This window comes from Brevibacillus sp. HB2.2 (genome assembly GCF_013284275.1).
Taxonomy (GTDB): Bacteria; Bacillota; Bacilli; order Brevibacillales; family Brevibacillaceae; genus Brevibacillus; species Brevibacillus brevis_D.
This window is the reverse complement of sequence record NZ_JABSUV010000035.1, coordinates 16,044-30,717: the sequence shown is the minus strand read 5'-3', so window position 1 is coordinate 30,717 and position 14,674 is coordinate 16,044. Positions and strand designations below refer to the sequence as shown.

General features: G+C 47.3%; 25 protein-coding genes. 24 read left to right on the top strand and 1 reads right to left on the bottom strand.

Going from position 1 to position 14,674, the window contains the following annotated elements:
• The first annotated feature begins 31 nt into the window (after positions 1 to 31).
• The 4 genes from rpsG (at position 32) to HP401_RS33010 (ending at position 5,050) form a co-directional block, all read left to right on the top strand.
• Positions 32 to 502, top strand: coding sequence for a 30S ribosomal protein S7 (gene rpsG / locus HP401_RS33025; RefSeq protein WP_007716226.1), 471 nt, complete (start codon positions 32 to 34; stop codon positions 500 to 502).
• A 69-nt stretch (positions 503 to 571) separates the two neighbouring features.
• Positions 572 to 2,650 carry an elongation factor G gene (fusA, locus tag HP401_RS33020; protein ID WP_012683979.1) on the top strand — a complete coding sequence of 693 codons (2,079 nt, stop codon included), beginning with the start codon at positions 572 to 574 and terminating at the stop codon, positions 2,648 to 2,650.
• A gap of 120 nt (positions 2,651 to 2,770) precedes the next feature.
• Positions 2,771 to 3,961 carry an elongation factor Tu gene (gene tuf / locus HP401_RS33015; RefSeq protein ID WP_012683980.1) on the top strand — a complete coding sequence of 397 codons (1,191 nt, stop codon included), beginning with the start codon at positions 2,771 to 2,773 and terminating at the stop codon, positions 3,959 to 3,961.
• 153 nt (positions 3,962 to 4,114) lie between these two features.
• A complete protein-coding gene (locus tag HP401_RS33010) occupies positions 4,115 to 5,050 on the top strand; it encodes a DMT family transporter (protein WP_173606574.1) in 936 nt (311 codons plus the stop codon).
• Between the two features lie 26 nt (positions 5,051 to 5,076).
• On the opposite strand, the gene HP401_RS33005 is transcribed toward HP401_RS33010, so the two are convergent.
• Positions 5,077 to 5,463, bottom strand: a complete 387-nt coding sequence (locus tag HP401_RS33005; protein WP_173606573.1) for a globin domain-containing protein — start codon at positions 5,461 to 5,463, stop codon at positions 5,077 to 5,079.
• A gap of 356 nt (positions 5,464 to 5,819) precedes the next feature.
• Between HP401_RS33005 and rpsJ the strand changes: the two genes are divergently transcribed.
• The 20 genes from rpsJ (at position 5,820) to rpmD (ending at position 14,651) form a co-directional block, all read left to right on the top strand.
• Positions 5,820 to 6,128 (top strand): 30S ribosomal protein S10, encoded by a 309-nt coding sequence (rpsJ, locus tag HP401_RS33000; RefSeq protein ID WP_005828858.1) that lies wholly within the window; start codon positions 5,820 to 5,822, stop codon positions 6,126 to 6,128.
• Between the two features lie 150 nt (positions 6,129 to 6,278).
• On the top strand, positions 6,279 to 6,908 hold the full coding sequence (gene rplC, locus HP401_RS32995) for a 50S ribosomal protein L3 (protein WP_012683983.1): 630 nt from the start codon (positions 6,279 to 6,281) through the stop codon (positions 6,906 to 6,908).
• Between the two features lie 20 nt (positions 6,909 to 6,928).
• Positions 6,929 to 7,552, top strand: coding sequence for a 50S ribosomal protein L4 (gene rplD, locus HP401_RS32990; protein ID WP_173606572.1), 624 nt, complete (start codon positions 6,929 to 6,931; stop codon positions 7,550 to 7,552).
• Entirely contained in the window at positions 7,552 to 7,842 is a 291-nt protein-coding gene (rplW, locus tag HP401_RS32985; protein WP_007716243.1) for a 50S ribosomal protein L23, read from the top strand. Before rplD ends, rplW begins: the two co-directional genes overlap by 1 nt.
• Positions 7,843 to 7,874: 32 nt before the next feature.
• Entirely contained in the window at positions 7,875 to 8,705 is an 831-nt protein-coding gene (rplB, locus tag HP401_RS32980) for a 50S ribosomal protein L2 (protein ID WP_012683985.1), read from the top strand.
• A 49-nt stretch (positions 8,706 to 8,754) separates the two neighbouring features.
• Positions 8,755 to 9,036, top strand: a complete 282-nt coding sequence (rpsS, locus tag HP401_RS32975; RefSeq protein WP_007716246.1) for a 30S ribosomal protein S19 — start codon at positions 8,755 to 8,757, stop codon at positions 9,034 to 9,036.
• A 29-nt stretch (positions 9,037 to 9,065) separates the two neighbouring features.
• Positions 9,066 to 9,398: a 50S ribosomal protein L22 gene (gene rplV / locus HP401_RS32970; protein ID WP_012683986.1), complete on the top strand. Its 333-nt coding sequence runs from the start codon at positions 9,066 to 9,068 to the stop codon at positions 9,396 to 9,398.
• Between the two features lie 13 nt (positions 9,399 to 9,411).
• Positions 9,412 to 10,074, top strand: a complete 663-nt coding sequence (gene rpsC / locus HP401_RS32965; RefSeq protein WP_012683987.1) for a 30S ribosomal protein S3 — start codon at positions 9,412 to 9,414, stop codon at positions 10,072 to 10,074.
• A 2-nt stretch (positions 10,075 to 10,076) separates the two neighbouring features.
• Positions 10,077 to 10,511 carry a 50S ribosomal protein L16 gene (gene rplP, locus HP401_RS32960; RefSeq protein WP_007716249.1) on the top strand — a complete coding sequence of 145 codons (435 nt, stop codon included), beginning with the start codon at positions 10,077 to 10,079 and terminating at the stop codon, positions 10,509 to 10,511.
• Complete coding sequence (rpmC, locus tag HP401_RS32955; protein ID WP_012683988.1) at positions 10,501 to 10,698, top strand: 50S ribosomal protein L29; 198 nt, start codon at positions 10,501 to 10,503, stop codon at positions 10,696 to 10,698. The genes rplP and rpmC overlap by 11 nt, the downstream gene beginning before the upstream one ends.
• 22 nt (positions 10,699 to 10,720) lie before the next feature.
• Positions 10,721 to 10,987: a 30S ribosomal protein S17 gene (gene rpsQ, locus HP401_RS32950; RefSeq protein WP_012683989.1), complete on the top strand. Its 267-nt coding sequence runs from the start codon at positions 10,721 to 10,723 to the stop codon at positions 10,985 to 10,987.
• A 41-nt stretch (positions 10,988 to 11,028) separates the two neighbouring features.
• On the top strand, positions 11,029 to 11,397 hold the full coding sequence (gene rplN / locus HP401_RS32945) for a 50S ribosomal protein L14 (protein ID WP_012683990.1): 369 nt from the start codon (positions 11,029 to 11,031) through the stop codon (positions 11,395 to 11,397).
• A gap of 49 nt (positions 11,398 to 11,446) precedes the next feature.
• Positions 11,447 to 11,761, top strand: a complete 315-nt coding sequence (gene rplX, locus HP401_RS32940; protein WP_007716253.1) for a 50S ribosomal protein L24 — start codon at positions 11,447 to 11,449, stop codon at positions 11,759 to 11,761.
• 26 nt (positions 11,762 to 11,787) lie between these two features.
• Positions 11,788 to 12,330 (top strand): 50S ribosomal protein L5, encoded by a 543-nt coding sequence (rplE, locus tag HP401_RS32935; RefSeq protein WP_012683991.1) that lies wholly within the window; start codon positions 11,788 to 11,790, stop codon positions 12,328 to 12,330.
• A 24-nt stretch (positions 12,331 to 12,354) separates the two neighbouring features.
• Positions 12,355 to 12,540, top strand: coding sequence for a type Z 30S ribosomal protein S14 (locus HP401_RS32930; protein ID WP_007716256.1), 186 nt, complete (start codon positions 12,355 to 12,357; stop codon positions 12,538 to 12,540).
• Between the two features lie 27 nt (positions 12,541 to 12,567).
• Positions 12,568 to 12,966: a 30S ribosomal protein S8 gene (gene rpsH / locus HP401_RS32925; protein WP_012683992.1), complete on the top strand. Its 399-nt coding sequence runs from the start codon at positions 12,568 to 12,570 to the stop codon at positions 12,964 to 12,966.
• Between the two features lie 35 nt (positions 12,967 to 13,001).
• On the top strand, positions 13,002 to 13,538 hold the full coding sequence (gene rplF / locus HP401_RS32920; RefSeq protein ID WP_012683993.1) for a 50S ribosomal protein L6: 537 nt from the start codon (positions 13,002 to 13,004) through the stop codon (positions 13,536 to 13,538).
• A 32-nt stretch (positions 13,539 to 13,570) separates the two neighbouring features.
• Positions 13,571 to 13,933 carry a 50S ribosomal protein L18 gene (gene rplR / locus HP401_RS32915; RefSeq protein WP_012683994.1) on the top strand — a complete coding sequence of 121 codons (363 nt, stop codon included), beginning with the start codon at positions 13,571 to 13,573 and terminating at the stop codon, positions 13,931 to 13,933.
• Between the two features lie 18 nt (positions 13,934 to 13,951).
• Positions 13,952 to 14,449, top strand: coding sequence for a 30S ribosomal protein S5 (rpsE, locus tag HP401_RS32910; RefSeq protein WP_007716268.1), 498 nt, complete (start codon positions 13,952 to 13,954; stop codon positions 14,447 to 14,449).
• Between the two features lie 16 nt (positions 14,450 to 14,465).
• Positions 14,466 to 14,651: a 50S ribosomal protein L30 gene (rpmD, locus tag HP401_RS32905; protein WP_012683995.1), complete on the top strand. Its 186-nt coding sequence runs from the start codon at positions 14,466 to 14,468 to the stop codon at positions 14,649 to 14,651.
• Positions 14,652 to 14,674: the final 23 nt, after the last annotated feature.

Here is a 14,674-nt window from a genome sequence, read left to right as displayed (position 1 = left end):
GAATTTATAACGAAAAGAAGGAGGGAATACGATGCCTCGTAAAGGTCCTGTAACCCGTCGTGACGTGCTGCCTGATCCTATTCACAACAGCAAGTTGGTTACTCGCTTGATTAACCGCCTGATGTTGGATGGTAAGCGTGGTGTAGCTCAGAACATTCTCTACAACGCATTTGACATCATCCAGGAGCGCACAGGTCGCAACCCGATGGAAGTGTTTGAAGAAGCACTGAAAAACGTAATGCCAGTACTGGAAGTTAAAGCTCGCCGTGTAGGTGGTGCTAACTACCAAGTACCAATCGAAGTAAAACCGGAGCGCCGTACCACTCTTGGCCTGCGTTGGATGGTTAACTACTCCCGTAACCGTGGAGAGAAAACCATGGAACAACGTCTTGCTAACGAGATCATGGACGCTGCTAACAACACCGGTGCAGCAGTTAAAAAGCGTGAAGACACGCACAAGATGGCTGAAGCGAACAAAGCGTTTGCTCACTATCGCTGGTAGGAATTGAATCGGGTGTCCGTATTGGATACCCGTTTATTCTCAAACTCGAGTATGGAAGGAGCATACCTAATGGCTCGCGAGTTCTCTTTGCCGAATACGCGTAATATCGGTATCATGGCTCACATCGATGCTGGTAAGACGACGACTACTGAGCGTATTCTGTTCTACACTGGTCGCGTTCATAAAATTGGTGAGGTGCACGAAGGTGCAGCAACCATGGACTGGATGGAACAAGAGCAAGAGCGTGGTATCACGATCACTTCGGCTGCTACTACTGCTCAATGGAATGGCCATCGAATCAACATTATCGATACGCCAGGCCACGTAGACTTCACTGTTGAAGTTGAGCGCTCCCTCCGCGTTCTTGACGGTGCTGTAACCGTTTTTGACGCAAAAGGTGGCGTTGAGCCGCAAACCGAAACCGTATGGCGCCAAGCTGACCGCTATGGCGTACCACGCATGTGCTACATCAACAAAATGGATATCATGGGTGCTAACTTTGATATGTGCTTGGGTCAGATCAAATCTCGCCTGGGTGCAAATCCAGTAGCGATCCAATATCCAATCGGTGCAGAAGATCAATTCAAAGGTATGGTTGACCTGATTGAAATGAAGGCAATCGTATATACTGATGACTTGGGTAAAACTTCTGACTCCGCTGAAATCCCTGCTGACCTGCTCGCTCGTTGCGAAGAACTTCGTATGGCGATGGTTGAGGCAGCTGCAGAACAAGACGAAGAGCTCATGATGAAGTACTTGGAAGGCGAAGAGCTGACCAACGACGAAATCCGTGCTGCTCTGCGTAAGGGTACTATCGACTGCAAACTGACGCCGGTAATGTGCGGTTCTTCTTATAAGAACAAAGGTGTTCAGCCTATGCTGGACAACGTAGTTGCTTACCTGCCGTCTCCAGTAGATATCCCTGCAATTAAAGGTACATTGCCAGATACTGAAGATGAAGTTGATCGTCCAGCTGACGACAACGGTCCGTTCTCTGCTCTTGCGTTCAAGATCATGACTGACCCGTATGTTGGTCGTTTGACTTTCTTCCGCGTATACTCCGGTGTACTGAACTCCGGTTCTTACGTTCTCAACTCTACCAAGGGTAAACGTGAGCGCGTAGGCCGTATCCTGCAAATGCACGCAAACCACCGTGAAGAGATCACAACGGTTTACTCCGGGGACATTGCTGCAGCTGTAGGTTTGAAAGATACAACAACTGGTGATACTCTGTGTGATGAAAAGGCTCCAGTAATCCTTGAGTCTATGGACTTCCCAGAGCCAGTTATTTCTGTTGCGATCGAACCAAAATCCAAAGCAGACCAAGACAAGATGGGTATCGGCCTGTCCAAGCTTGCTGAAGAGGATCCAACGTTCAGAACTCGCACAGATGAAGAGACTGGTCAAACAATCATCTCCGGTATGGGTGAGCTTCACCTGGAGATTATCGTAGACCGTCTGAAACGCGAATTTAAAGTCGAGTCGAACGTAGGTGCTCCACAGGTTGCTTACCGTGAAACATTCCGTAACGCAGCAAAAGTGGAAGGTAAATTCGTTCGTCAGTCCGGTGGTCGTGGTCAATACGGTCACGTTTGGGTGGAATTCGCTCCACTCGAAGCTGGTCAAGGCTTCCAATTCGAAAACAAAATCGTTGGTGGTGTAGTACCACGCGAATACATCCCTGCTGTTCAAGCGGGTATCGAAGAGTCCATGAAAAATGGTGTTATCGCCGGCTTCCCGCTGGTTGATATCAAAGCTACTATCGTAGACGGTAGCTACCATGATGTTGACTCCAACGAGATGGCATTTAAAGTAGCAGGTTCCCTCGCATTGAAGGAAGCTGCGAAAAAATGTGGCGCTGTACTGCTCGAGCCAATCATGAAAGTAGAAGTTACAATGCCAGAAGAGTACATGGGCGACGTTATGGGCGACCTGAACTCCCGCCGCGGTCGTATCGAAGGTATGGAAGCTCGTGCAAATGCACAAGTAATCCGTGCAATGGTACCACTGTCCGAGATGTTTGGTTACTCCACAATTCTTCGTTCCCGTACCCAAGGCCGTGGCGTTTACTCCATGGTGATCGACCACTACGAAGAAGTACCTAAATTTATCGCTGAAGAGATCATCAAGAAATCTAAAGGCGAATAATTACAGGTTACAGCTTTATCTTGCAATCAGAAAGGTTTACAATATGGAAGGGACAACCATTCGTAAGGTAAACCTTTCTTCAAACCATAAAACCCTTATCTATAAGGAGGCTTTTCTCTCATGGCAAAAGCGAAATTTGAGCGTAATAAACCACACGTTAACATTGGTACTATCGGTCACGTTGACCATGGTAAAACTACCCTGACTGCTGCTATCACAACTGTTTTGGCACAAACAGGTCAAGCACAAGCAATGAACTATGCATCTATCGACGCTGCTCCAGAAGAAAAAGAGCGCGGTATCACTATCAACACTGCTCACGTTGAGTATGAAACTGAAAACCGTCACTATGCTCACGTTGACTGCCCTGGTCACGCGGACTATGTGAAAAACATGATTACTGGTGCTGCTCAAATGGACGGCGCAATCCTGGTTGTATCCGCAGCTGATGGCCCTATGCCACAAACTCGCGAGCACATCCTGCTCTCTAAACAAGTAGGCGTACCTTACATCGTAGTATTCATGAACAAATGCGACATGGTAGACGATGAAGAGTTGTTGGAACTGGTTGAAATGGAAATCCGTGACCTGTTGTCTCAATATGAGTTCCCAGGTGACGACACTCCAGTAATCAAAGGTTCTGCTAAAGAAGCTTTGGATAACCCAACTGGTGAGTGGGCTAAGAAAATTGGCGAACTGATGGAAGCTGTTGACAGCTACATCCCAACTCCTGAGCGTGCAACTGACAAGCCGTTCCTGATGCCTGTAGAGGACGTGTTCACGATCACTGGTCGTGGTACTGTTGCTACTGGTCGTGTAGAGCGCGGTATCGTTAAAGTTGGTGACCAAGTAGAAATCATTGGTCTGGCTGAAGAAACTAAAAACACAACTGTAACTGGTGTTGAGATGTTCCGCAAATTGCTGGATCAAGCTCAAGCTGGTGACAACATCGGTGCTCTGCTGCGCGGTGTAGACCGTAACGACATCGAGCGTGGACAATGCTTGGCGAAACCAGGTTCCGTTAAGCCTTACACTAAGTTCAAAGCAGAAGTTTACGTTCTGTCCAAAGAAGAAGGCGGACGTCACACTCCTTTCTTTGCTAACTACCGTCCACAATTCTACTTCCGTACAACTGACGTAACAGGAATCATCCAACTGCCAGAAGGCGTTGAAATGATCATGCCTGGCGACAACACTGAGTTCACTGTAGAGCTGATCGCTCCAGTAGCGATGGAACAAGGTACTCGCTTCGCGATCCGCGAAGGTGGCCGTACAGTAGGCGCTGGCGTTGTAGCTTCTATCGACGCGTAAGATATACGGATACACAAAACCCGACAACTTTGGTTGTCGGGTTTTTTTATGTGCATTTATCGAACTTTTAAATAACTCCCATCAAAATCATTCAATTTGCCTCTCGTAGCAATATGCTACAATACCATCAGGATTGGATGGGGGATAGTAGAGATGAAAAATAATGAGCGATTATTGTTTCTTATGCTTGCGGGTGTTGTCACACTGTGGGGCTTGAATGTCGTCATGGTCAAGTATTTAACCACGTTTCCTCCATTATATGTCGCGGCTATACGCATGACTGTTGGTGGAATCTGTTTATCACCACTCATCTTCATATACAGAAAAAGTTTGCGATTTAGCAAAACGGATTGGTTCTTGTTAGCTGGAGTCGGAGCTAGTTCTATCGCCCTTCATCAAATAACGCTTGCAGCAGGTGTTCAATACACGACAGCAGGAAATGCATCGCTTATACTTGGATTAAATCCGTTGGCAACTGCTCTCTTGGCGATGCTATTCTTAGGGGAAGGCATGTCTTTGAAAAAAGGGCTTGGCATTGGAATGGGGTTTGCAGGAGTGTTGATTGTCGTCATCTCTCAGCACGGTGGCCTTCATATGAATGGCTGGGGAGATGCCATTATGTTTTTCTCCATGCTCATGTATGTAACGGGTGGTTTACTCATTCGAAAGTTGGTCGTAAGAGGTGTACCAGTACTCTTAATTACGGCTTTATCGCAAACGTTTGGGGTCATCTTCTTGTGGGGAGTCGCATTGACTGTTCAACCAGCTTCCTATTATATTTCTTTGGACGTTTCCTCCTTCCAGTGGCTTGTAATTTTTGCTTCAGGTGCGCTGTCAACTGCGCTCGGCTCAATCGGTTGGAATTATGGGATACGTCAGCTCGGGGCGAGTCGAACAGCTGTATTCCTAAATGGAATGCCAATGGCCAGCTTGGTATTTGCGGCGATATTCCTGGGAGAAAGCCTTCAACTCGTACACCTATTAGCACTGTGCATGATCGTAGGCGGTGTATACTTGGGATCACGTAGCTTGGTAAGACCGAAAGCTACACATGCAGCAGCACCCTCTGATATAACAACAAAAGCGTAGGACGGTAAATTGTCCTACGCTTTTTCTTATTGATCCCACTTATTGACCATATGGTGAGCAGTTAAACGCAAGCGATCAAAGATTTGCTTCCGAATTTCGCCTTCCAGTCCAGTCAGGTTCATGGCTTTGTCCATACAAGATAACCAAGCCTCTGCCTGTACAGGTCCAATGGGGAAAGGCATGTGTCGTGCCCGTAGCATCGGATGACCATGGGCGTCCGAATAAAGGCTTGGGCCACCGAGAAACTGCGTCAAAAACTGATATTGACGCTCCTTCACGTGGGTTAAATCTTCAGGGAAGAGGTCGTTAATATCGGGATGCTGCTTTACCAGATTGTAAAAGGTATCGACAAGACGGGCCAAAGTATCTGCACCGCCAATGATTTCATAAGGGGTTTGATTCACATCAGACATTGAGGAAAACCTCCATTTCATAACGACTACAATCCTAAGTATAACGTCTTCCTTCTATTATAGATAGATGACTTGGCAGGTTGGCAGGTAATCCCGCTTGCCTTTCTTCCTTGAAATCTGTATGATGGTCAAGGTGAGCCCTTCAGTAGGCACACCATGTACAAAAAAATATACGGAAACCCAAGAAAAAACTTGCGTTGCCCAAATCTTTTTAGTACAATATTGAATGTTGGTCATGGACTTGCGATGATGTGGGAGGTTGCTGACACACCCGGCCCCTTTGCCATGACCGGGGTGCAGGATATTTCCACGGAGAAATGTCTGTTTAAAAAATGGGCGAAAAAGGAGGGACTTCAATGGCAAAGCAAAAGATTCGTATTCGTTTGAAGGCGTATGATCACAAAATCCTGGATCAGTCCGCAGAAAAAATTGTGGACACTGCGAAGCGTTCCGGTGCTAACGTATCCGGTCCAATTCCACTCCCAACGGAGAAAGCAGTTTACACGATCCTGCGTGCGGTTCATAAGTACAAAGATTCTCGCGAGCAATTCGAGATGCGTACACACAAACGTTTGATCGACATCTTGAACCCAACACCACAAACAGTAGATGCTTTGATGCGTCTGGATCTGCCATCTGGTGTGGATATCGAGATTAAACTGTAAGGTCCCAAAAAGCGATACACGCGCAGACGTTGTCTTGATAAGCGTGTTACACCAAGCAACAAACCCTTAAAATGGCACCCCTGCGCATCGATGGGGACTTGATACAACATAAAAAGCGTTTTACTGAAATAAGCACAGGAGGTGGCACAAATGACCAAAGGAATCTTAGGGAAAAAACTTGGTATGACTCAAGTTTTTGGTCCAAACGGAACAGCGACTGCTGTAACGGTCATCGAGGTTGGTTCCAACGTAGTTCTTCAGAAGAAAGACGTTGAGACTGACGGTTATGAAGCGATTCAAATCGGCTTCGAAGACAAAAAAGAACAGCGCGCTAACAAGCCGGAAAAAGGACATGCAGCGAAAGCTAACACTGCTCCTAAGCGCTTCATTCGCGAAATTCGCGGAGTTAACCTCGCTGATTACGAGGTTGGTCAAGAGTTGAAGGCTGACATTTTTGCCGAGGGAGAAATGGTGGACGTAGCTGGCGTATCCAAGGGTAAAGGTTTCCAAGGTGCGATCAAACGTCACAATCAATCCCGCGGTCCTATGGCTCACGGTTCGCGTTACCATCGCGGTCCAGGTTCCATGGGTGCTGTAGCTCCGAACCGCGTATTTAAAGGTCAAACACTGCCAGGTCAAATGGGTGGCGACAACGTTACTATTCAAAACCTGGAAGTAATTAAAGTAGATACAGAACGTAACCTGGTTCTCGTAAAAGGCTCCGTGCCTGGTCCGAAAAACAGCTGCGTACTGGTATCCACGGCAGTCAAGAAGAACTAGTAAGGAAAGGAGGAACTGACATGCCGAAAGTAGCTCTTTATAACCAAACCGGTTCTCAAGTTGGCGAAATCGATCTGGCAGACAGCGTATTTGGTATTGAGCCTAACAGCGCAGTTCTGTACGATGCGATCGTGATGCAACAAGCATCCCAACGCCAAGGTACACATGATGTAAAGAACCGTTCTGAAGTACGTGGTGGTGGCCGCAAGCCATGGCGCCAAAAAGGTACAGGTCGTGCACGCCAAGGTTCCATTCGCTCTCCGCAATGGAAAGGTGGCGGTGTTGTATTCGGTCCAACTCCGCGCAAATACGGTTACAAACTGAACCGTAAAGTTCGCCGTTTGGCTCTGAAATCTGCACTTTCCACGAAAGTACAAAACAACGAACTCCTGGTATTGGAAGCTTTGAACTTCGCAGCTCCAAAAACTAAGGAAATGACAGCTGTTCTGAGCAGCTTGAAAGTAGATCGCAAAGTTCTGATCGTTACTTCCGAGTACGACCAAAACGTAGCGCTCGCTTCCCGCAATATCCCAGGTACAAAAATCGTAGATGCTGCAGGCATTAACGTTCTTGATCTGGTAGCGCATGACAAAGTAATCGTGACGAAAGAAGCGGTTGCGAAAGTAGAGGAGGTGCTCGCATAATGAAGAGCCTTCATGATGTCCTTAAACGCCCTGTCATTACCGAGCGCACCACTGATATGATGGCTGAGAAGAAGTACGTTTTCGAAGTACCTCTCAAAGCTAACAAAACAGAAATCAAACAAGCTGTTGAAAAAGTATTTGGCGTAAAAGTAGAAGCAGTTAACACAGTTCGTGTACCTGCGAAACCAAAACGCTACGGAAAATACTCCGGTTACACGTCCGAGTGGAAGAAAGCAATCGTTAAGCTGACTGATGACAGCAAAGAATTGGCCTTCTACGAGGGAGTATAACCTCGACGACTACCGAAAAGGAGGGTATTAACATGGGTATCAAAAAGTTTAAACCGACTTCTCCTGGTCGTCGCCAAATGACGGTTTCTACTTTCGAGGAGATCACCACGTCGACTCCCGAAAAATCCTTGTTGGCGCCTCTCAGCAAAAAAGCTGGTCGCAACAACCAAGGTAGAATTACCGTTCGTCATCAAGGTGGCGGTCATAAACGTAAATACCGTATTATCGACTTCAAACGTAACAAAGATGGTATCATTGGTCGCGTAGCAACCATTGAATACGATCCAAACCGTTCCGCTAACATCGCGCTGATTAACTATGCAGACGGTGAAAAGCGTTACATTATCGCTCCACACAACCTGAAAGTGGGCGACCAGATCGTATCCGGAGCAGATGCCGACATCAAAATCGGTAACGCACTGCCAATGGAGAAAATCCCGGTAGGTACTACCATCCACAACATCGAGCTGAAACCTGGTAAAGGCGGCCAATTGGTGCGCGCTGCTGGTACATCTGCTCAATTGCTTGGTCGTGATGGTGAGTTCGTAATCGTTCGCCTGTCTTCCGGTGAAACTCGCCGCATCCACAACGTATGCCGCGCTACTATCGGTCAAGTAGGTAACTTGGATCACGAACTGCTGAACATCGGTAAAGCAGGACGTTCCCGCTGGTTGGGTATCCGTCCAACTGTTCGCGGTAGCGTAATGAACCCTAACGATCACCCACACGGTGGTGGTGAAGGTCGCGCTCCAATCGGTCGTAAGGCTCCTGTTACTCCTTGGGGTAAACCAACCCTGGGTCTCAAGACTCGTAAGAAGAAGAACAAGTCCGACCAATACATCATCCGCCGCCGCAAGAAGTAAGGTAGGCTGATACTATAACCGAACGCCTTTGGCGAAGGGAGGTTCACTAATGGGACGTAGTTTAAAAAAGGGTCCTTTCGTGGATGACCACTTGATGAAAAAAGTTGACGAGCAAAATGAAAAGAACGAGAAACGCGTGATCAAAACTTGGTCTCGCCGTTCCACCATCTTCCCTGATTTCGTAGGACACACGTTTGCAGTTTACGATGGCCGCAAACATGTACCAGTATACGTATCGGAAGACATGGTTGGTCATAAATTGGGTGAATTCGCACCAACTCGTACCTTCAAGGGTCACGTCGACAACGACAAGAAGTCCAAGAAGCGCTAATTTTCTCTTGACAGAGAGGAGGTACAAAGATGGAAGCAAAAGCAGTTGCACGCAACATTCGCATCGCGTCTCGTAAAGTTCGCCTGGTGGTAGACTTGATCAGAGGCAAGCAAGTAGGTGAAGCTTTGGCGATCTTGAAACACACGCCAAAGGCAGCTTCTCCAGTTGTTGAAAAACTCCTGAAGTCGGCTATTGCAAACGCTGAGCACAACTATGAGATGGATCCAAACAGCCTCGTAGTGGGTAAAGTCTTCGTAGACCAAGGTCCTACGTTGAAGCGTTTCCGTCCGCGCGCTATGGGTCGCGCTAGCCGCATCCATAAACGCACGAGCCACATCACAGTGGTACTAAACGAGAAATAAGGAGGGATTACGTGTGGGTCAAAAGGTAAGCCCGGTAGGTCTTCGGATCGGTGTCATTCGTGACTGGGAGTCCAAATGGTACGCTGACAAGGACTTCGCAACTCTGTTGCACGAAGACTTGAAAATCCGCAAGTATGTAAAAGGGCGTCTGAAAGATGCTGCTGTATCCACGATCGAAATCGAGCGCGCAGCTAATCGCGTGAACGTTACGATTCACACCGCTAAGCCTGGTATGGTAATTGGTAAAGGTGGTTCAGAGGTTGAAACTCTGCGCAAAACCCTGACTGATCTGACTGGCAAACGCGTTCATATCAATATCAACGAAATCAAACGTCCGGATCTGGATGCTACTCTGGTAGCTGAAAATATTGCACGCCAATTGGAAAACCGCATTTCTTTCCGCCGTGCGCAAAAGCAATCGATTACTCGTACGCTGCGCTCTGGTGCTAAAGGTATCAAAACCTTGGTAAGCGGTCGTCTTGGCGGCGCGGACATCGCACGTTCTGAAGGTTACAGCGAAGGTACTGTTCCACTTCACACATTGCGCGCTGACATCGACTACGGTACTGCTGAAGCACATACCACTTATGGTCGCATCGGTGTTAAAGTGTGGATCTATCGTGGAGAAGTCCTTCCAGCGAGAAAGAACGTCGCTACTGAGGAAGGAGGCAAGTAATCATGTTGACGCCAAAACGCGTGAAACACCGTAAACAACACCGCGGGAAAATGGCTGGTAACGCAAAAGGCGGTACTACTGTTGCGTTCGGTGAATACGGATTGCAAGCAATGGAACCATCTTGGGTAACTAACCGTCAGATCGAGGCAGCTCGTATCGCGATGACTCGTTACATCAAACGTGGTGGTAAAGTTTGGATCAAAATTTTCCCAGATAAACCAGTAACACAAAAACCGCTCGAAGTCCGCATGGGTTCCGGTAAAGGTTCTCCTGAGAAATGGGTAGCGGTAGTGAAGCCAGGCAAGATCATGTTCGAACTTGCTGGTGTTCCTGAAGAAGTCGCTCGCGAAGCTATGCGTCTGGCTATGCACAAACTGCCAATCAAGTGCAAGTTCGTGAAGCGTGAAGAAGTGGGTGGTGACGCACATGAAGGCTAATGAGTACCGTAATTTGACCACTGCCGAGATCGAACAAAACGTTACTTCTTTGAAAGAAGAGTTGTTCAACCTTCGTTTCCAGCTGGCTACGGGTCAACTCGAAACCACATCTCGTATTAAACAAGTGCGTAAGGATATTGCTCGTGCGAAAACCGTCCTGCGCCAGAGAGAATTGGGAATCGGTTAATTATAGGAAGGAGGTTTGAACGATGACCGCAGATCGCAATATGCGTCGAACAGTTGTAGGTCGCGTTGTTTCCGACAAGATGGATAAAACCATTGTTGTTCTTGTTGAAACTTACAAGACACATCCTTTGTACGGCAAACGCATGAAATTCTCGAAAAAGTTCAAGGCTCACGACGAGAACAACACGGCAAAAGTGGGCGACATCGTAGAAATCATGGAAACTCGTCCATTGTCTAAAGACAAGCGTTTCCGTTTGGTACGTATCGTCGAAGAGGCAGTAATCGTATAAGTCAGATTTTCGGATATTAATTCCGAAAGGAGGAACAGTAAATGATCCAAACTCAGACGAGATTGGCTGTTGCTGACAACTCCGGTGCAAAGGAACTCATGTGCATCAAGGTTCTGGGTGGTTCCGGTCGTAAAACGGCGAACATCGGTGATGTTATCGTGTGCTCCGTAAAATCCGCTACACCCGGCGGCGTTGTCAAGAAAGGTCAAGTAGTTAAAGCGGTAGTAGTACGCACAGTAAGTGGCGTTCGTCGTAACGATGGTTCTTACATCCGTTTCGATGAAAATGCAGCTGTAGTTATCAAAGACGATCAATCCCCACGTGGTACTCGTATCTTTGGACCTGTGGCTCGTGAGCTCCGCGATAAGGATTTCATGAAGATCATCTCTCTGGCTCCAGAGGTTATCTAATTGAACGGCAAAACTCAGGCAGTTTGTTCGATAGGAGGTGCACCAAGCGATGCACGTTAAAAAAGGCGACACTGTTATCGTAAATGCGGGCAAAGATAAAGGCAAAAAAGGTCGCGTTCTCGCTGCTTATCCAAAGAAAGAACGCGTTCTGGTTGAAGGTATCAACCTCGTGAAGAAACATAGCCGTCCGTCCCAAGCTAACCCGCAAGGTGGCATTGTGACTCAAGAAGCAGCTATTCACGTATCCAACGTATCTTTGATCGATCCGAAGTCCGGAAAAGCTACTCGCATCGGTTACAAAGTTTTGGATAACGGCAAGAAAGTTCGGTACGCGAAAAAGTCTGGCGAAGTACTCGACAAGTAGTCAGGTTGGAAAGGAGGATATCCTAGATGGCAACAAGATTGAAAGAAAAGTATACGAGCGAAATCGTGCCTAGCTTGATGAGCAAGTTCAACTACACTTCCATCATGCAAGTGCCGAAAGTAGAAAAGATCATCATCAATATGGGTGTTGGCGAAGCGGTAGCGAACGCTAAGTCCTTGGATACTGCAATTGAAGACCTGCAAATCATCGCTGGTCAAAAGCCTGTAGTAACAAAGGCTAAGAAATCCATCGCGGGTTTCAAATTGCGTGAAGGTATGCCGATCGGTGCGAAGGTTACTCTGCGCGGCGAGCGTATGTACCACTTCCTCGACAAATTGATGAACGTATCTCTCCCACGTGTTCGTGACTTCCGTGGAATTTCTTCCAAGGCTTTTGACGGACGCGGTAACTACACACTTGGTCTGAAGGAACAACTGATCTTCCCTGAGATCGAGTACGATAAAATTGATAAAGTTCGCGGTATGGACATCGTTGTTGTTACTTCCGCGAAAACGGATGAGGAAGCTCGTGAGTTGCTGACTCAAATGGGTATGCCATTCCGTAAATAAACCCACTCGTAAGGAGGGAAGAATGTGGCAAAGAAATCAATGATCATCAAGCAACAGCGGGAGCCGAAGTTTGCAGTACGCGCGTACACACGTTGCGAGCGTTGCGGACGTCCTCACTCCGTATTGCGCAAATTTAAACTCTGCCGTATTTGCTTCCGTGAACTTGCTTATAAAGGTCAAATTCCAGGCGTGAAAAAAGCAAGCTGGTAATTTGAAACGGGAAGGAGGTTTTCTCTCATGGTTATGACTGATCCAATCGCAGATATGTTGACACGAATTCGTAACGCCAACATGGTTCGCCACGAGAAAGTGGAAATCCCGGCGTCCACCATCAAGAAGGAAATCGCGCGCATTCTTAAAGAAGAAGGCTTCATCCGCGATGCGGAGTTTGTTGAAGACAACAAACAAGGAATCATCCGCGTATTCCTGAAATATGGTGCAGGCAACGAGCGTGTTATCACAGGTCTGAAACGCATCTCCAAGCCAGGACTTCGTGTTTATGCAAAGAACAATGAAGTACCTAAGGTTTTGGGTGGTCTCGGTTGCGCGATCATCTCTACATCCACTGGTGTAATGACTGACAAGCAAGCTCGTCAAGCTCACGTAGGTGGAGAGGTTCTCGCATACATTTGGTAATTAACAGATTGTAAATAGCACAGGAGGTGCACCACATGTCTCGTGTCGGTAGAAAACCGATCGTGGTCCCTGCAGGCGTTACCCTCACTCTGAACGGTACTGAGCTGACGGTAAAAGGCCCTAAGGGTCAACTCGTTCGTAGCTTCCATGAAGATATCAAAATCAACATCGCTGAAAACGAAGTAATCGTTGAGCGTCCAAGCGATAACAAACTTCACCGTTCCCTGCATGGTACGACTCGTGCGCTGGTATCCAACATGGTAACTGGCGTATCTGAAGGCTTCACTCGTACCCTGGAACTGGTCGGTGTAGGTTACCGTGCTGCTAAGTCCGGCAACGGTGTTACTCTCTCTCTTGGTTTCTCCCACCCAGTGGAAGTTACTCCAGAAGAGGGTATCGAAATTGATGTACCAAACCAAACCACTTTGGTGGTAAAAGGTATCAACAAAGAGCGCGTAGGCCAAATTGCTGCTGAAATCCGTTCTCTGCGTAAACCTGAGCCATACAAAGGTAAAGGTATCAAGTACAGCAATGAAGTTGTTCGTCGTAAAGAAGGTAAAAAAGGTAAATAAGCTTCTAGCTTCATGAGAAAGGAGGCCGCTTAATGTTTACGAAAGCTGATAAAAACAAAGCTCGGAAAAAACGTCACCTGCGAATCCGCAAACGTGTGATTGGTACTACCATTCGCCCACGTCTGAACGTATTCCGTTCTTCTAAGCACATCTACGCTCAATTGATTGACGATGCAACTGGAGTAACACTGGTATCTGCATCTTCTTTGGATAAAGAGCTGGGCCTGAATAATGGCGCTAACGTGGAAGCTGCTACAGCTGTTGGCACACTGATCGCTAAGCGTGCACAAGAAAAAGGTGCGACTGAAGTGATTTTTGACCGCGGTGGTTACATCTATCATGGACGTATTAAAGCACTGGCAGAAGCAGCTCGTGAAGCTGGTCTGCAATTCTAACAACAAGGAGGGTAAGGAATGCGTATCGACCCTAGCAAATTAGAGCTCGAAGAAAAAGTAGTCGCAGTTAACCGTGTAGCAAAAACGGTTAAAGGTGGACGTCGTATGAGCTTCAGCGCCTTGGTTGTTGTGGGAGACCGTAACGGCCACGTAGGTGCTGGTATGGGTAAAGCTCAAGAAGTTCCAGACGCCATTCGCAAAGCGATTGACGATGCTAAGAAAAAATTGATCCGTGTACCGATGAGAGGAACAACTGTTCCGCACCAAGTACTGTGCCAATTCGGCGCTGGTAAGGTTCTCATCAAGCCTGCTGCCCCTGGTACAGGTGTTATCGCTGGTGGACCTGTTCGTGCCGTACTCGAACTGGCTGGTGTAGGCGATATCTTGAGTAAGTCTCTTGGTTCCAACAATCCTATCAACATGGTCAACGCTACGCTGGAAGGCCTCGGTCGTCTGAAAACAGCGGAAGATGTCGCGAAATTGCGCGGTAAGACTGTTGACGAGTTGTTGGGTTAATAAGGAGGGAATGAACATGGCAAAATTGCAAATCACCCTCAAACGCAGCCTGATCGGTCGTACTGTAGATCAGCAAGACACTGTAAAAGCTCTGGGTCTTCGCAAAATCAACTCCACTGTAGTGAAGGAAGATAATCCTGCAATTCGTGGAATGGTTTTCAAAGTGAAGCACTTGGTAGAAGTGAAAGAAGTAGAAGCTTAATTGAACATCTCAATTAGTTAGGA

Bases quoted from the DNA above. Each gene is read 5' to 3' on its own strand.
- rpsG (WP_007716226.1), top strand. From the start codon at position 32: ATGCCTCGTAAAGGTCCTGTAACCCGTCGTGACGTGCTGCCTGATCCT.
- fusA (WP_012683979.1), top strand. From the start codon at position 572: ATGGCTCGCGAGTTCTCTTTGCCGAATACGCGTAATATCGGTATCATG.
- tuf (WP_012683980.1), top strand. From the start codon at position 2,771: ATGGCAAAAGCGAAATTTGAGCGTAATAAACCACACGTTAACATTGGT.
- HP401_RS33010 (WP_173606574.1), top strand. From the start codon at position 4,115: ATGAAAAATAATGAGCGATTATTGTTTCTTATGCTTGCGGGTGTTGTC.
- HP401_RS33005 (WP_173606573.1), bottom strand. From the start codon at position 5,463: ATGTCTGATGTGAATCAAACCCCTTATGAAATCATTGGCGGTGCAGAT.
- rpsJ (WP_005828858.1), top strand. From the start codon at position 5,820: ATGGCAAAGCAAAAGATTCGTATTCGTTTGAAGGCGTATGATCACAAA.
- rplC (WP_012683983.1), top strand. From the start codon at position 6,279: ATGACCAAAGGAATCTTAGGGAAAAAACTTGGTATGACTCAAGTTTTT.
- rplD (WP_173606572.1), top strand. From the start codon at position 6,929: ATGCCGAAAGTAGCTCTTTATAACCAAACCGGTTCTCAAGTTGGCGAA.
- rplW (WP_007716243.1), top strand. From the start codon at position 7,552: ATGAAGAGCCTTCATGATGTCCTTAAACGCCCTGTCATTACCGAGCGC.
- rplB (WP_012683985.1), top strand. From the start codon at position 7,875: ATGGGTATCAAAAAGTTTAAACCGACTTCTCCTGGTCGTCGCCAAATG.
- rpsS (WP_007716246.1), top strand. From the start codon at position 8,755: ATGGGACGTAGTTTAAAAAAGGGTCCTTTCGTGGATGACCACTTGATG.
- rplV (WP_012683986.1), top strand. From the start codon at position 9,066: ATGGAAGCAAAAGCAGTTGCACGCAACATTCGCATCGCGTCTCGTAAA.
- rplP (WP_007716249.1), top strand. From the start codon at position 10,077: ATGTTGACGCCAAAACGCGTGAAACACCGTAAACAACACCGCGGGAAA.
- rpmC (WP_012683988.1), top strand. From the start codon at position 10,501: ATGAAGGCTAATGAGTACCGTAATTTGACCACTGCCGAGATCGAACAA.
- rpsQ (WP_012683989.1), top strand. From the start codon at position 10,721: ATGACCGCAGATCGCAATATGCGTCGAACAGTTGTAGGTCGCGTTGTT.
- rplN (WP_012683990.1), top strand. From the start codon at position 11,029: ATGATCCAAACTCAGACGAGATTGGCTGTTGCTGACAACTCCGGTGCA.
- rplX (WP_007716253.1), top strand. From the start codon at position 11,447: ATGCACGTTAAAAAAGGCGACACTGTTATCGTAAATGCGGGCAAAGAT.
- rplE (WP_012683991.1), top strand. From the start codon at position 11,788: ATGGCAACAAGATTGAAAGAAAAGTATACGAGCGAAATCGTGCCTAGC.
- rpsH (WP_012683992.1), top strand. From the start codon at position 12,568: ATGGTTATGACTGATCCAATCGCAGATATGTTGACACGAATTCGTAAC.
- rplF (WP_012683993.1), top strand. From the start codon at position 13,002: ATGTCTCGTGTCGGTAGAAAACCGATCGTGGTCCCTGCAGGCGTTACC.
- rplR (WP_012683994.1), top strand. From the start codon at position 13,571: ATGTTTACGAAAGCTGATAAAAACAAAGCTCGGAAAAAACGTCACCTG.
- rpsE (WP_007716268.1), top strand. From the start codon at position 13,952: ATGCGTATCGACCCTAGCAAATTAGAGCTCGAAGAAAAAGTAGTCGCA.
- rpmD (WP_012683995.1), top strand. From the start codon at position 14,466: ATGGCAAAATTGCAAATCACCCTCAAACGCAGCCTGATCGGTCGTACT.